Genomic DNA, 15,746 nt, shown 5'->3' on the forward strand with positions numbered 1-15,746 from the left:
TTTTGAAGTAAAAAATGTAAGTATTTGTAAATGAAAGAACTGATTTATAATTAGTTGCTTGATTTTTTGTTGTTAACCTAAAATTTTTAGAGAATAAAAAAATTGTATTTTTACACAAAATATTTTTATTATGAGTTCAGATAAAGAAGCCAAATTAAAAGCCCTTCAATTAACGTTAGACAAATTAGACAAAACCTATGGTAAAGGTACTGTAATGAAAATGGGCGATTCTGCCGTAGAAGAAGTAGAAACCATTTCTTCTGGCTCTCTTGGATTAGATATTGCTCTTGGAGTAAATGGTTATCCAAAAGGGAGAATCGTTGAAATTTACGGACCAGAATCGTCAGGTAAAACCACGTTAACTTTACACGCCATTGCCGAAGCTCAAAAAGCAGGTGGAATAGCGGCATTTATTGATGCCGAGCACGCTTTCGACCGTTTTTATGCTCAAAAACTTGGCGTAGATATCGATAACCTAATTATTTCGCAACCCGATAATGGCGAACAAGCGCTGGAAATTGCCGAAAGTTTAATCCGTTCAAGTGCTGTTGATATTGTGGTAATCGACTCGGTTGCGGCACTTACACCAAAAAGTGAAATAGAGGGCGATATGGGCGACAGTAAAATGGGATTACACGCACGCTTAATGTCGCAAGCATTACGTAAATTAACAGGAACAATACATAAAACCAATTGTACCGTATTTTTTATTAATCAGTTACGCGATAAAATTGGCGTAATGTTTGGCAATCCCGAAACTACAACAGGTGGTAATGCGTTAAAATTTTATGCATCAGTACGTGTAGATATTAGAAAATCTTCACAAATAAAAGATGGAGAAAACGTAATAGGAAACCGTGCTAAAGTAAAAATTGTAAAAAACAAAGTAGCACCACCATTTAGAACGGCCGAATTCGACATTATGTATGGCGAAGGAATTTCTAAAGTGGGTGAAATATTAGATTTAGCTGTAGATTATGAAATTGTTAAAAAAAGTGGTTCTTGGTTTAGTTATGGTGACACCAAATTAGGACAAGGCCGCGATGCCGTTAAAGCATTAATAAAAGACAATCCAGAGTTAATGGATGAATTAGAAGAAAAAATTAAAGATTATTTAAAAGAACAAGCCTAATAGTAAATCCCGATTATTTCGGGATTTTTTATTATTTTAACGCAACCTTTTTATAAATTTAGCATCGTATATTAAAGTACAATTGTTCTATATGATAAGAAAAATAATTGCAGTATTGGTCGTTTTTGTAATTAGTTTATCGTGTTCTACAGAAGAAGAGGTTCGAAACGAATATTATTTATTACCCACTTCTTCAGTTGAATTACCAGAGGTTTTTGAGGTAAATCAAGACAATACTATAACATTACGATACATACGACCAACAACTTGTTATTTATTTAGCAAAGTGTATGTTGCTGCAAAACCAAATAATGAAATAGAATTTGCCGTTCAAGTTATAAAATTACACGAAACAAATTGTGCCGATGCAACAAGTGAAGGAGAATATGAAGTGCACTATAATTTTGAAACAAGTGTTTCGGGTACTTATACCTTAAAATTTTTAAACGAAGAAGGAAATTATACAGAACATGTTGTGCAAGTAAATTAAAAAATATTGGAACTTGAGCAAATTATACATGAATGTCAAAGACAAAATAGAAAAGCCCAAGAGCAGTTATATAAGACGCTAAGTCCAAAAGTTTTTGCGGTTTGTCTTAAATATTCGCGTAATTATGAAGAAGCTCAAGACAACTTACAAGAAGGATTTTTATTAATTTTTGAAAAAATAAAAAAATACCAATTTAAAGGTTCTTTTGAAGGCTGGGCAAAACGAGTCGTAATTAATTATATTTTACAACAATATAGAGCTAAAAAAGGTGTATTAGAAATTCTTACTAATGAATTTGTAGAAACACAAAATGAAGAAATTGAAAAGGAAGAAGATATACCAGTAGAATATTTAAACGTCATTATTCAAGAGTTACCAGAAAGATATCGATTGGTTTTTAATTTATATGTTATTGATGGTTTTTCGCACAAAGAAATAGCAACAATGCTAGAAATATCAGAAGGAACATCAAAATCTAACTTAGCACGAGCAAAAGGAATATTAAAAAATAAAATTGAAAACTATTCATTACCGTTAAGTAAAAGTGTAAAGTAATGAAACACAAAAAAAATATAGAAAATTTGTTTCAAGAAAAATTCAAAAATTTTGAAGTGCAACCACCTCAAGATGCTTGGAAAAATATAGAAGCAAAACTTAATAAAAAAGAAAAGAAAAGGCGTTTTATTCCGTTTTGGTTTAAAGTAGCAGGTGTTGCTGCTGGTTTGGCTTTTTTTGTAACAATTCTTTTTAAGAACAATACAACAACCACAATAAAAACCGATGGAAACACAATAAACAATACAATTGTTAATCAAGAAGAATTAGACAAAACAGAAAAATCAGAAGAAAATAAAGTTTTCGAAAACGAAGAAATTACAGCTTTTTCTACTATTGTTGCAACAACAAATAGCGAAAATAAAGAAGGCAAAAACAACAAACACAATAATAAAATAACAGTATCAAAAACAACTACAAGTTATCAACAACAACAGTCTGAGTTAGCCCAAAATAAAGAAATTGCAGTGCCTATTTACACAAATGCAATAGTAACGGAAGAACAAAATAAAGAGAAAGAAAATAGAGTAATAGCTTTAGAAAACAAAGCTGAAACCATAGAAAAACAAACAGAAATTACACTTGTAGAAAACGAAGAAAAAGAAAATGAATTAGAAAAATTGCTTAAACAAAAAGATGAAGAAGGGGAAAATGCTGATGAAAAAGAAGAGAAAAGAAGTAAATGGGCCGTTAGTTCTACTGCTGCGCCCGTTTATTTCAATTCGTTTTCAAACGAAAGCGCACTAGACTCTAAGTTTAATTCTAACTCAAAATCGTATCAAAATAGTATAAGCTATGGTGTAGGAGTTCAGTACGCTATTACAACAAAATTAAGTATTAGAACAGGTGTAAGTAAAATGAATTTAAGCCACGAGACAAATGAAGTAGCTTTTTATCAAAATGAAAATGCTGCAAAAATGAACAATATATTACCTACTGCTGCGGCTACCTTTATTAATTTAGACAGCAAGGTTATTCAGAGTCCAAGGCAGTTTATAGCGGATCCAATAGATCTAATAAAATACGATGGAACTATTAATCAAAAATATGGTTTTATTGAAGTTCCTGTAGAATTATCGTACGCTTTTGTACAAAAAAACAGATTAAACTTAGAAATAATAGGCGGTTTTAGTACTTTGTTTTTAAACGAAAACAGCGTGTCTTTGGTTACAAACCAAACAGAAATACCAATTGGTAAAGCCACAAACATTAGCGATGTGTCTTTTAGTGGAAATTTTGGAATTGGTATTAGTTACAGGTTGTTTAAATCGTTAAGTGCCAATTTACAACCTACATTTAAATATCAAATTAATACGTTCGATAGTAGTACTACAAATTTTAATCCGTACACTATCGGCTTATACACAGGTTTAAGTTATAAATTTTAGTTGGTTGTTTCATTACTTGTAAAAGGTGAAGCTAAAAGAGTCCCTAGGCCAAGGGACTTTTTTAATGCTTTAAATCTTTTAAAATAGCTGCTCTAGCTTGCTCTTTTATAAATTGTTTGTTCTCTAAAGTATAGCCCAAAGTTTCAATAGGTGCATGAACTTTTACACGCATTCTACCAGGTTTACCACTAAAAAAACGAAAAGGAAAACGCTTTTTATTATCTACAAAACTCATCGGAATTATCGGAATTTGATGTTCAATAGCTAAACGAAAAGCACCATCTTTAAATTCGTCTAAAACAATCCTTTCATCATCAGGCACGCCGCCTTCAGGAAAAATACAAATACTTAAACCTTGTTGCAAACGCTTTTGTGCACGTTCAAAAACTTGAAACCTACTTTTGCTACTACTTCGATCTACCATAATACAAACACGCTTGTAGAAAAAACCGAAAATTGGAAATTTTGACAATTCTTTTTTCCCCACAAATACAAACGGATTATCTTTAACCACAACCAGCATCAGCATAATATCTGTCATCGATGTGTGGTTGGCAATTAGCATATAACTTTTTCCTTTTTCAAGCGGTTGTTCAAAATCAATTTTGTAGTAAAAGCCCATTCCCCATAAAACAAATTTCCCCCAAGCTCTTGCCACTTTAAAAAATTGCGGATAGGTTTTTTCAGAACTCACTAAAAGTAATAAAACCGGCGAAAGAACAACAATTGGCAACATAATTAAAATGTAAAACCAAATACGCCATACAATCCAAAATAAATATTTCATTTTAATTTTATTAGTAACAATTTGCACAGGCATTTTTTGGAAACCCTATTCCTGCTTTTCGTTTCAATTTTTTATTTCATAAAAAGATTTCCACTGCAATCAGGGTTAAAACAGCCTATGTCTTGTTCAAATTATCCCAAAAGTAATTAAAATTAAATTAATGAAATCCTACATAAAACCGTATTTTTGCAGAAATTTAATTAAAAATGGCAAAAATTTTAACTGGAGTTCAAAGCACAGGTACACCTCATTTAGGAAACTTATTAGGTGCCATTTTACCAGCTATTGAAATGACTAAAAATCCGGAAAATGAATCGTTTTTGTTCATTGCCGATTTGCATTCGATTACACAAATAAAAAATGGCGAAACATTAAGAGCAAACACTTATAGTACAGCAGCTACTTGGCTTGCGTGTGGTTTAGATACGAATAAAGTAGTTTTTTACCGTCAAAGCGATGTGCCTCAAGTAACCGAATTGTCGTGGTATTTAAGCTGTTTTTTCCCTTTTCAACGCTTAACATTGGCACATTCATTTAAAGATAAAGCCGATCGTTTAGAAGATGTAAATGCAGGTTTATTTACATACCCAATGTTAATGGCTGCCGATATTTTAGCTTATGATGCTGAGGTTGTACCAGTAGGAAAAGATCAATTACAACATATTGAAATTACACGCGATGTAGCTTCTCGTTTCAATCATCAAATGGGAGAAACTTTAGTACTTCCTGAAGCAAAAATAGATGAAGAAACGAAGTTAATTCCTGGAACCGATGGCGAAAAAATGAGTAAATCGCGTAATAATTTTATTAATATTTTTTTAGAAGATAAAGCATTACGCAAACAAATAATGGCCATTCAAACCGATAGTACACCGCTAGAAGAACCTAAAAACCCAGCTACTTGCAACTGTTTTGCATTGTATAAATTGTTAGCTACTCCAGAGCAAGTTGAACAAATGCGAACCAATTATTTAGCTGGCGGTTATGGTTACGGCCATGCAAAACAAGCTTTATTTGAATTAATCGTTGAACGGTTTGCAACCGAAAGAGAAAAATATAACTACTACATGAACAATCTTGAAGAATTAGATCAATTACTACAAGAAGGTGCTGCCAAAGCAAGTAAAGTTGCAAATGGTGTTTTAAAACGCGTTCGTGAGAAATTAGGATATTAGAAAAAAGGAACTCTATTGAGTTCCTTTTTTTACGCCGAATTTCTACTCGCATTTATATTTCCAAAAAGGGAACGTGTTACAATTTTTTCATACACTTCAATAGCTTTAGCATTTTGTTCCGAATTTTGTTTAAGTACGCGCAGGTGCATTAAAGCATATTGTTGAACCGTAAGTAAAGGTAAAACAATTTTTTCTCGTAATTCGATAGAAGCTTTACCTGAAGGTTCGTTTTCCATTAATGTACTAAAACCCGTAAGTTTTAAAAGTAAACGCAAAGTATTTTTATATTCTTCGAAAATAAGTTGCCAAAATTCGCCAAATTCAGCATCGTTTTTCATGTAAGCGGTAAGCGGAAAAAAAGATTTGCTTAGCGCCATCATACTGTTTTCGATTAAGGTTTTGAAAAACAACGAACTGTTGTATAAATCATTCACTTCACGCCAACGATTTTCTTTTTCAAAATGTTGCAATGCAGTTCCTACACCAAAAAAACCCGGAACATTTTGTTTTAATTGGCTCCAAGAACCTACAAATGGAATAGCGCGCAAATCGTCTAAATTTAATTTATCAGCTTGTTTTCGTTTAGATGGGCGACTTCCTATATTGGTTTTTGCATAATAATTTAGTGTACTCATTTCTTCTAAGTACGAAACAAATTTTGGATGATTTTTAAAGGCTGTATATTTTTGATAGCTAATTTCGCAAAGCTCTTGCATAATTTCTTTTTCTTTTTGCGAAAGTAGATTTTCATTTTTATGAAAAACCTGATTGTTAGCTCCAGCCGCGAGTAAATTTTCTAAATTATATTGGCACGAATCTAAAGTTCCAAAATTAGAACTTATGGTTTGTCCTTGAATGGTCAACTGTAATTCTCTATTTTCAATTTCTGGACCTAATGAGGCGTAAAATTGGCTTGTTTTTCCGCCACCACGTGCCGGTGGTCCGCCGCGTCCATCAAAAAAGATAACATCAATATCGTATTTTCTAGCCATTTGTGTTAATGCTACTTTCGCTTTATAAATGGCCCAATTTGCCATTAAGTAGCCACCATCTTTAGTACCGTCAGAAAAACCAAGCATAATAGTTTGCTTGTTTTTTCGTCTTTTTAAATGTTCTTTATATTCGGGTAACAAATATAATTGCTCCATAACTTGAGCCGCATTTTCTAAATCGCTAACACTTTCAAATAATGGTACAATATCTACCGAAGGGTTTTGCCAACCACAAAGCCCAAATAATGCGTAAGCTTCTAGCACATTTTGAGCCGTTTCATTATTACTAATAATATATCTATGACAACCTTTTTCGCCATTTTTTTCTTGAATAGTTTTGATTGCTTTTATAGAACTAATAGTCCGTTGGGTAAATTCGTCATCAAAATTATTGTAGTTTAAATTAGCCGTAATAGTAACTAACTTTTTTAGTTTATCAGTTTCTTTTAATTGATTGAAATTGGTACCAAACAATGCGGTGTTTTTTGCAATAATATCTTCAAAAACTTGTTTGTGAATTTTACTATTCTGACGAATATCTAATGATGCAAAATGAAAGCCAAAAACTTCAAATTTTTGTAAAAGTGCATTTACATCATCAAGATATAAACTTTGATGTTTGTTAACTAACAATTTTTTGATTTCTATCAGATAATTTTCAAATTCTTTTTGGGTAATAAAAATTTCGCCTTGCGAATAAAATACAGAACGGTATAATTTAGTTTCTAATTCAGTAACTAAAACGTCAACTCCAGAAAAGGTTAATTTTCGCTTTAATTTTCGAACATCTAAATAGTAACATTTTAATATTGAAGTTCGCAACCTATCGGCTACATGTAAAGTAATTTCGGTTGTAACAAAAGGATTGCCATCGCGGTCGCCACCTGGCCAAAACCCTAGAGAAAAAGGGTTGTTTTCTAGGGTATTGTTTTTTGCAATATTTTTTTGAATATAGTGCATCATATTCCCTATAGTTTCATAGAAAACATTTTCTAGGTACCAAATTAAACTTACCGCTTCATCATATGGTGTTGGTTTTTCTTTTTTTATAAAAGGTGTTTTTCCTAATTGTGCTAAAAGTTGTTCAATTTGTGCTAAATTATTTTTTTTGATTGCTTCCGTTAAATCTGTTATTATTCCTAAAACTGAACCTGGATAAAATTGCGTTGGGTGCGCTGTTAATACTGTTTTTACGTTAAAATTTTCTAGAAATTCTAACAACTCTTTTTTCTGAAAACGCTGGTCGGCATTTTCTTTAATTCCTCTTAAAGAGCCTCGACCTTCTAAATTGTTTATAATGGAAAACGCTGCATCTTCAATAGCATCAAATAAAACTACTTGGCGTTCTACATATTGAATAAACCGAAAAAATAAATTGATTTTTTGTTCTTCCGAAACATTTTCTATATACGTATCGAAAAATTGTTCTACTATTTCTTTTGGATTTTTTCCATTAGCATAGCCACTTTCACAAATTTTAGAAAAAAGCGGCAACAAGGCACCAGTATTGTCAATTTTATCGAAAGGCAAGGTCATAAAAATACTATTATAAATATTGTATTTAGAGGCTACTTGCTCTTGAAAACGTTCCGTTTTAGGTAATGTGTACATGTTTGTGTAAAATTTTTGCACCTAAAGTTACTTAAAAATTAAATGGCTTCAAAAATTTTGCCTGGTAAAGGTTTTACAACACCTTTTAGCTCCATATTGAGCAATAACCCCGACAATTTAAATACAGGAATATCACAAGCTATAGCAATACTATCGAGGTGTTCGTTTTTATTTAGTAAATAATTATATATTTTTTGTTCGTTTTCATCTAACGAAACAAATAATTGCTTTTGTATGGGCTTTTCTTTTTTTTGTAGCTCCCAATTTAATAAATACACTAAATCTGCAGCAGAGGTTATAAGTTGTGCTCGCTGGGTTTTAATTAAATTGTGGCAACCTTGACTGTATTTATCGGCTACGCGACCAGGAACGGCAAATACTTCGCGATTATAATCGTTAGCAATTTGAGCTGTAATTAGCGAACCACCTTTTTCGGCGCTTTCTATCACTAAAGTAGCTTCGCTTATGCCCGCTACAATACGATTGCGTTTTACAAAGTTTTCTCTATCGGGTTTCGAGTGTGTCCAAAATTCGGTTAAAAAACCACCATTTTGTTCCATTTTTGCCATATATTTTTTATGACTTTTAGGATAAATTTGGTTTAAACCGTGTGCTAAAACAGCAATAGTTTGCAAGTTGTTTTCTAATGCTGCTTGATGCGCCAAAATATCGACACCGTAGGCGAAACCACTTATAATAATAGGGTTTAATGGTGCTATTTCTTCAATAAATTTTTTGGTAAAATCAATTCCATAACTAGTAATATTGCGTGTGCCAACGATACTAATTATTTTAGGATTAGACAAGTTGATATTTCCAGATTGAAATAATAATAAAGGTGCATCAAAACAATGTTTGAGTTTTTCGGGATAATTTTCGTTTTGAAAATACAGAACCGAAAGCTTTTCTTTTTCAATAAACTGCAATTCGTTTTCGGCAGTTTTAAAAAAGTGGTTTTTTTTTAAATTATTGATGATGTTTTTACCTATGCCATCAATTTTTGCTAAATCTGTTTTTTTAGCTTTAAAAATTTCTTCGGCAGTTCCAAAATGGTGTAGTAACTTTTTTGCGGTAATCGTTCCTATTCCTTCTACTTGCGTAAGGGCAAGTGTAAAGAACAATTCGTTCTGATTCATGGCGTATATTTTTAAAAAGGCTTATAATAGAAACAAAAATAAAGAAAAACAGAATAGAATTTTAAAAAAATGAAAAAATTCTAAAAAAAGCTACTCGTCTTCTTTATAAAAACCTAAGTTTTTAGCTCGTTTTTCCCATGTTTTTCGGGCTAATTGTTGCAAATCGGCTACATTATCGCTTTCGTCCATAATTTCTAACCCTAAAAGTGTTTCAATAACATCTTCTTGTGTTACTAAACCACTAAAAGAGCCATACTCATCTATAACAGCTGCCATATGATTTTTACTTTGAATTAGTTCATCTAATAAAACAGGAATAGGTTGTGTTCGTTTAGTTATTAAAATAGAACGCTTTATAGACTCTAATGATTCTTCGCCTTTATTGTTTATAATTGCGTTTAAAATATCGGTTCTTAAGGCTAAGCCCACAATATTATCGGTTGTTTCTGAAAAAAGCGGAATTCTAGAAAAGCGAAGGTTTTTATTTTCATCATAAAACTCTTGAATGGTAGTTGTACTATTTGCCATTTTAACTACAGTTCGTGGTGTCATTACATCTTTAGCAAAAACTTTGTCGAACGACATTAAGTTTCGTAAAACTTTAGATTCAGATTCTTTAAAAACGCCTTCTTTTTCGGCTATTGAAGCCATTGCGCTAAAATCTTCTTTACTTACAGCCGTTACATGTGCTGATGCGCCGCCTATTAACTTTGTTATTAGCTGCATTAACCAAATAATTCCTGTTATTTGTAATGGAAAAATTAAGATTTGTAATGCTTTTGTAGTAAAAGGAGCTAGTTGTTTCCAATAGGTTGCTCCAATTGTTTTTGGAATAATTTCGGATACAACTAATATTAAAATAGTCATTACTGACGACACAATAGCGACTGCATTTGAGCCGTTTCCAAAAGCTTTTTCGGCCTGAACACCTACTAAAATTGCCCCGACAGTGTGAGCAACCGTATTAAGAGTAAGTATAGTAATTAATGGTTTGTCGATATCTTCTTTTAGTTTTTCTAATTCAAAAGCAAAACTTTTTCCTTCTTGTTTTTTTACCGTAATAAAAGTAGGTGTTACACTCAGTAAAACCGCTTCTAATATGGAGCACAAAAAAGAAAAGAAGATAGAAACTGATGCGTAAATTAGTAATAATGTCATGTTTTATTTTCGTTTTTTTAAAAAGCTAAAAGTAGTTATAATTTTATTGAATTTCAAATACACTAGTTGTAGTTTTCAAAACGAAACCCTAAAGTCATTTATTACCTTACATAAATTTTAAATAGTATTCTTTTTTCTGATTAAACTCATCCTGTGTAAGCACTTCCATATCCAATAATTCTTTAATTTCTTTTAGATTTTTTATAGCTTCTTCACGAGTTATTGTTTTGTTATCATCTGTATTTTGTACAGCAATTTGATTTATAACTTGTTTTGAAGTAGCCGAAGGTTGTGCTGTAAGAATTAACTCGGTAATTTCATTAAAGCCTTTAATGTTAGAATAGTCTATTGGCTTTTGCTCGCGAACATTGGTTAAATTAGCATCGGCACCATTTTCGAGAAGTAACTTTACAATGTCAATTTTACCATTGGCAGCAGCATAATGCAGTGGTGTGTTTTCGCCTTCATCTTGAATATTAACGTTTGCCTTGTTTTTTAACAACAATTCTACCATAAATTTATGTCCGTTTTTAACCGCTAAATGCAATAAACTTTCGCCACCAGCTGTGTAACAATTGGTTAAATTAAATAAATTGTCTAATGAAATATCTTGTGCCGTTTCAACTAAATCAAGATAAGAACCCATTGCAGCGCCACTTTTTGGCAATTGATAATTTACATCGATACCATTGTCTAAAAACAATTGAACCATCTGTTTTTGGTTGTACCCACAAGCATAGTAAACTGGTGAAATGCCTTCTGAGTTCGTACAAAACACATTTGCACCTGTGTTTACTAATTCTTTTACGAGCATAATATTGTTGGTTGCACAAGCGGCTAACAAAGGAGTCGAGCCCAAGGAATTTGGCTCATCTACAGGCAAACCAATTTCTAATAGTTTTTTTACAATTGGCAATCTATTATTATGAACTGCAATATGCAGTAAGTTGTTTCCGTTTTTGGTTTTAACATGAGCATCAGCACCTTTTTCAATAAAATAATCAACTAATGGTAATTTACCATACATAATTGCTAACATTAATGGAGTTTGTGCCTCATTATTTGTTTCTTCAATAGCTATTCCTTCATCAATATATAATTCACAAAGTGCTTTTTGACCATTTCGAACAGCAATATGAAGTAAATTGTTGCCTTGAAAATCTTTTATGTTTTTATTAGCGTTGTTTGCCAATAACAACTTTATTGTTTGTGTTTGGTTTTGTAAAGCAGCAAAAAACAAAGGCGTTTCGCCGCTGTGTTCTTCATAGTCAACTTTTTCACCTTTTTCTATGAGTTTTTTAAAAATTTCTACATAACCTCTGTGTGCCGCATAGTGCAAAGCCGTTCTTCCTCTTTCGTCGGTATAGTTTGCATCGGCTACTTCATTTTCAAGTAGTAATTCTGCAATTTTTCTATTTCCGTTTTCGCAAGCAATTATAAATGATAAAGACATGAATTTTTTAATTTTTTAATAATAAGGCAACTGTTTTTTCTTTTAAATTATCGTCTGAAGCCAAATCTACTGGTGTTTTATCTTGTGTATTGGTAATCGATTTATCGGCTCCTAAATTTATTAATTTTTTTACTTTTCTGTAAATATCTTTCGCTTTTCCCTCATCAAAATTTACATTGATAGCACAAACTTTATGCAGTATTGTATTGCCATGATTATCAGTAGCATTTACATCTAAAGGAAAAATATCAAAAAAAGCATCAAAAAATTCAAAGTTTTTGCTCGCAACACAATCAATAACAGTTTCTGTTTCGCCATAGGAATTGATGTTTTCTGTAGCAATATCAGCACCATTATCAGCAAAAAACTGAAACATATTTTTTTCGCTTTCAGAAATTGTAGATGAATAACAAGCTTGAACAAAATCGTATAACAAAGTAGTTTTTAAACCCGTTTCTACCCCAAAGTCTGGCGGACAAAAAGCCGCCATTTTTTGTGTAGTTTCGTCATTAAACTGCTCAATTATTGCCAGGTAATAAGGCGTTTTACCCTGTTTGGAAGGAATATTGGCATCGGCGCCGTTTTCCAACAATTTTTCTACAACATCAAGTTTGTTTTGAGAAATTGCATAATGCAACGCTGTTTCGTGAAGCTTATTTTTGTGATTTACATCTACTCCATTTTGAATAGCCAATTCTAATAATTCTAAAATAAGCGAATTTGTTAACCGATGATGAAAAGTAGCAATTAGTACCTGTATAAGGCTTTCTTCCTTGTTGTTTTTGTACTGTACATCGCAACCAGAGTTTATCATAGCAGCAACAACTTTGGCTGGCGCTCCATATCTAAAAGCTAAACTCAACCAAGTGTCGTCTTGTAAATTATCGTTTAAATTATCAATTTCTGGAATAAAATTTTCTAAAAAATCAATGCTTTCTTGACTATCATCTATATTTAAAACAAGCGATTCAAAGATTGAGTTTTTAAAATTATCGTATTCAAAAATATCCATTTCAATATGATTTTTTTCAATCAAAGCATTTATTACATGATAGGCTTTGTTTTTAATAATTGTAGAAAAAGTATCTGCTAATTTAAATTGAAACTGACTTTTTAATAAATCATCGCCGCGATTTATCATGTCTTCGGCTTCTAAAAACCGTTTGTTTTGAATAGCTTCTTGAAAAGTTGATGCAGGTGTCATTACTAAATTTAATTTTTAATTAAAGAATTAAATCGAAAAGTAATGAATAATTATACTATCATATGAAGCGGATTGATAAGCGTATAGTAGTAATTGAAAAGCGTAGAAGACTATTTAATGATTTTATTAATAAGTGCTTTTTTTCGATGAGAAATAGGTATTATATCACCATTTATTAAAAGGATACTATCTGGTAGAATACTGCTAATTTTTGATATAGCAATTAAATGAGATTGATGTGAACGTATAAAGCCGTTTTCGGGTAAAATAGATTCGTAGTATTTTATGTTTTTAGAAACAAGAATGATTTTATTTTCTGTAATAAAATTAGTATATGCGCCATTGGCTTCTAAACGTATAATTGAGGCTATTGGAAGGATTATAATTTCTGTAGCTGTTTTCAGAATAACTTTGTCGGCAAACAGATGGTTTACTTCACGAATATTTATTGTGTTTTTAACCTTTTCAATTGCAAATTTTAATTCTTCTGGATCTATTGGTTTTAGGAGATAATCTTGTGCATTTACCTTGATTGCTTTGATTGCATATTCGTTAAAAGCAGTGGTGAACACAATTTCAAAATTAATTTTTTCAAGTTGATTAAGTAGCTCAAAACTATTGCCGTCATCAACTTCAATATCTAAAAAAGCAACATCAATTGTATGGTTTTTCAAAAACTTAGCCGTTGCAGCTATGGAAGTGAATTTTTCAACCAAAATAAAATCGGGTGCAATTAAATGAAGCATTTTTTCAAATACTTGTTGTGCATTTATTTCATCTTCTAGTAAAATTGCTTTTATCATAAATCAGTAGTGTAGGTTAAACAAAATGAAACTATTGTACCACCTTCATTTCTATTTTTTATAGTAAACGTTTTTACATCGGTTGATTTATGAAGTTGTAATCGTTTTTTAAATATTTTTAAAGCATGATCTTGAGTGTCTTTTTTATTAGGCATATACCCTTTTCCGTTGTCGGTTACAATAAATTGTATTTGTTTACTTGATTTATTTTTGATGAAAACATCTATTTTACCTTTTTTTGAACTGTTTTTTAAACCATGTTCAATAGCGTTTTCTAAAAAAGGTTGTAACATCATTGGTGGCACTTTTATTTTATCAGGTAAAAGATTTTGATCTAAATGAAATTCAAATTCAAATTTATTTTCAAATCGTAATTGTTGCGTTAATAAATAATTTTTTAGTGCATCAATATCTTCAGAAAGCGGAATAAATTCTTTTTGTATAAACTCGAAATTTTGACGGATTAGTTTTGCAAACCTTGAAATGTAAGTGGCAGCACTTAAAGGATTATTTGTCATTACCGTATTTTGAATCGATGTGAGCACATTAAAAATAAAATGCGGATTCATTTGTGATCGCAATACTTTTTGTTCGAGTGTAATTTTATCTAATTCTAATTTTCGTTGTTTATAACGGCTTCTAAAAAATACAATTCCAATTAATCCAATTAGTAAGACAATAATAGCAATTGTTAAGATAAGTTTTGTGTTGTTTTTTTCGGTTTGTAATTGTGCTTTTTGTTTTAATAACTGAATTTCTGCTTCTTTTTCTTTAGTTTCGTAGGTTGTTTTTAGTTTTTCGATTTCTTTAATTTTTGTTTCATTTAGAATTTCATTGGAAACAAGAATAACCGAATCGGTATAGGCTAAAGCAGTTTTATAATTTTCTTTATTTTTATTGATAATTGCTAATCGTTCAAAAGCTCCCTTTTTATGTTCAACCGTAAGGGTTTTATTTTTCATGTTGGTTAGCAAGCGTTCGGCTTCATTATATTTATTTTGGATAATAAGTAAATCGGCATAGTTGATAACCAAGCCATCAGAATAGTTTTTTGGAGCAAACTGTATGGCTTTTTTTAAGTTTTCTTCTGTTTTATTATAATTATTTATATGCTTGTAAGTAGTTGCAATATTATTATAGGATTTAGAAATATTGACACTATCCTTGAGCTGTAAATTTATTTGTAACGATTTTTGATGATAAAACAACGAAGAATCCCATTGTTTACGATTTTTATACAGAATTCCTAAATTGTTGTAACTAGCACTTGAATTGACTAAATTTTTTTGAAGTTCAAAACCTCTTGCAGAAATTTTTAATTTGTCAAATGCTTTTTCATAATCGCCTAATAAATACAATTGTTTAGCATAGGCATCATAATAATTTGGAATAAATGGATATTGTTTATTTTTTAAAAGAGGCTCGAGTTTTTGAAAAATAGCTAAAGCCTCAACATATTTTCCATTATCAGATAATTTTGAAGCATTTATGAAATCGTAATTATAATTGAAATATGGTTTTTGATAGAAATTAGCCCATTTTTTTAATTTTGTAAGATAAAATTGTACCGAATCTTTGTTTGGATTATGAATTGAAAATAGTTCAATTTGTTTAATAATCGTTTTAAAATGATTGGTACTATCTTTTCTTTTTAAAAAATAAGATTCTAGCTGTTTTAATTTGGAAGCATATTGTGAAAATTGATTGTTTTTTAAGTAAATTGATGATTCATTAAATAACGCTTCATTGTTTTTTTCTTGAGTATAAACAATAAAGTGAATTAAAAAAAGCACCCCGAGTAATAATCTTTTTTTAAGCAAAAAACAATCAATTAAAAATTTCATTTCATGGCAATATACTCA

The 15,746-nt window shown here is 30.9% G+C and carries 13 protein-coding genes; 5 read left to right on the plus strand and 8 right to left on the minus strand.

Going from position 1 to position 15,746, the window contains the following annotated elements:
- The first annotated feature begins 130 nt into the window (after positions 1-130).
- The 4 genes from recA to R2808_RS02915 all read left to right on the plus strand — a co-directional run bounded on the left by recA (position 131) and on the right by R2808_RS02915 (position 3,565).
- The gene (gene recA, locus R2808_RS02900; protein ID WP_371269446.1) at positions 131-1,132 is read left to right on the plus strand and encodes a recombinase RecA; all 1,002 of its coding nucleotides are present in this window, start codon (positions 131-133) and stop codon (positions 1,130-1,132) included.
- A gap of 91 nt (positions 1,133-1,223) precedes the next feature.
- Entirely contained in the window at positions 1,224-1,622 is a 399-nt protein-coding gene (locus R2808_RS02905; RefSeq protein ID WP_371269447.1) for a hypothetical protein, read from the plus strand.
- A 6-nt stretch (positions 1,623-1,628) separates the two neighbouring features.
- On the plus strand, positions 1,629-2,177 hold the full coding sequence (locus tag R2808_RS02910; RefSeq protein WP_371269448.1) for an RNA polymerase sigma factor: 549 nt from the start codon (positions 1,629-1,631) through the stop codon (positions 2,175-2,177).
- Entirely contained in the window at positions 2,177-3,565 is a 1,389-nt protein-coding gene (locus R2808_RS02915) for an outer membrane beta-barrel protein (RefSeq protein WP_371269450.1), read from the plus strand. Before R2808_RS02910 ends, R2808_RS02915 begins: the two co-directional genes overlap by 1 nt.
- 61 nt (positions 3,566-3,626) lie before the next feature.
- Here R2808_RS02915 and R2808_RS02920 read toward each other — a convergent pair whose 3' ends face one another.
- On the minus strand, positions 3,627-4,385 hold the full coding sequence (locus tag R2808_RS02920; protein ID WP_371269451.1) for a lysophospholipid acyltransferase family protein: 759 nt from the start codon (positions 4,383-4,385) through the stop codon (positions 3,627-3,629).
- Between the two features lie 173 nt (positions 4,386-4,558).
- Between R2808_RS02920 and trpS the strand changes: the two genes are divergently transcribed.
- Positions 4,559-5,527, plus strand: coding sequence for a tryptophan--tRNA ligase (gene trpS, locus R2808_RS02925; RefSeq protein ID WP_371269452.1), 969 nt, complete (start codon positions 4,559-4,561; stop codon positions 5,525-5,527).
- 29 nt (positions 5,528-5,556) lie between these two features.
- On the opposite strand, the gene R2808_RS02930 is transcribed toward trpS, so the two are convergent.
- From R2808_RS02930 to R2808_RS02960, 7 genes are all read right to left on the minus strand, one after another.
- Positions 5,557-8,130 (minus strand): phosphoenolpyruvate carboxylase, encoded by a 2,574-nt coding sequence (locus R2808_RS02930; RefSeq protein WP_371269453.1) that lies wholly within the window; start codon positions 8,128-8,130, stop codon positions 5,557-5,559.
- Positions 8,131-8,168: 38 nt separating this feature from the next.
- Entirely contained in the window at positions 8,169-9,266 is a 1,098-nt protein-coding gene (gene dprA, locus R2808_RS02935) for a DNA-processing protein DprA (protein WP_371269454.1), read from the minus strand.
- Positions 9,267-9,356: 90 nt separating this feature from the next.
- Positions 9,357-10,424 carry a CNNM domain-containing protein gene (locus R2808_RS02940; RefSeq protein ID WP_371269455.1) on the minus strand — a complete coding sequence of 356 codons (1,068 nt, stop codon included), beginning with the start codon at positions 10,422-10,424 and terminating at the stop codon, positions 9,357-9,359.
- Between the two features lie 106 nt (positions 10,425-10,530).
- Positions 10,531-11,877 carry an ankyrin repeat domain-containing protein gene (locus R2808_RS02945; protein ID WP_371269458.1) on the minus strand — a complete coding sequence of 449 codons (1,347 nt, stop codon included), beginning with the start codon at positions 11,875-11,877 and terminating at the stop codon, positions 10,531-10,533.
- Positions 11,878-11,884: 7 nt separating this feature from the next.
- Positions 11,885-13,081: an ankyrin repeat domain-containing protein gene (locus R2808_RS02950; protein ID WP_371269460.1), complete on the minus strand. Its 1,197-nt coding sequence runs from the start codon at positions 13,079-13,081 to the stop codon at positions 11,885-11,887.
- Between the two features lie 110 nt (positions 13,082-13,191).
- A complete protein-coding gene (locus R2808_RS02955; RefSeq protein ID WP_371269461.1) occupies positions 13,192-13,884 on the minus strand; it encodes a LytR/AlgR family response regulator transcription factor in 693 nt (230 codons plus the stop codon).
- Positions 13,881-15,728, minus strand: coding sequence for a histidine kinase (locus tag R2808_RS02960; protein WP_371269462.1), 1,848 nt, complete (start codon positions 15,726-15,728; stop codon positions 13,881-13,883). Before R2808_RS02960 ends, R2808_RS02955 begins: the two co-directional genes overlap by 4 nt.
- Between the last annotated feature and the right edge of the window lie 18 nt (positions 15,729-15,746).

Source organism: Flavobacterium sp. (genome assembly GCF_041392005.1).
In the GTDB taxonomy this organism is placed as follows: Bacteria; Bacteroidota; Bacteroidia; order Flavobacteriales; family Flavobacteriaceae; genus Flavobacterium.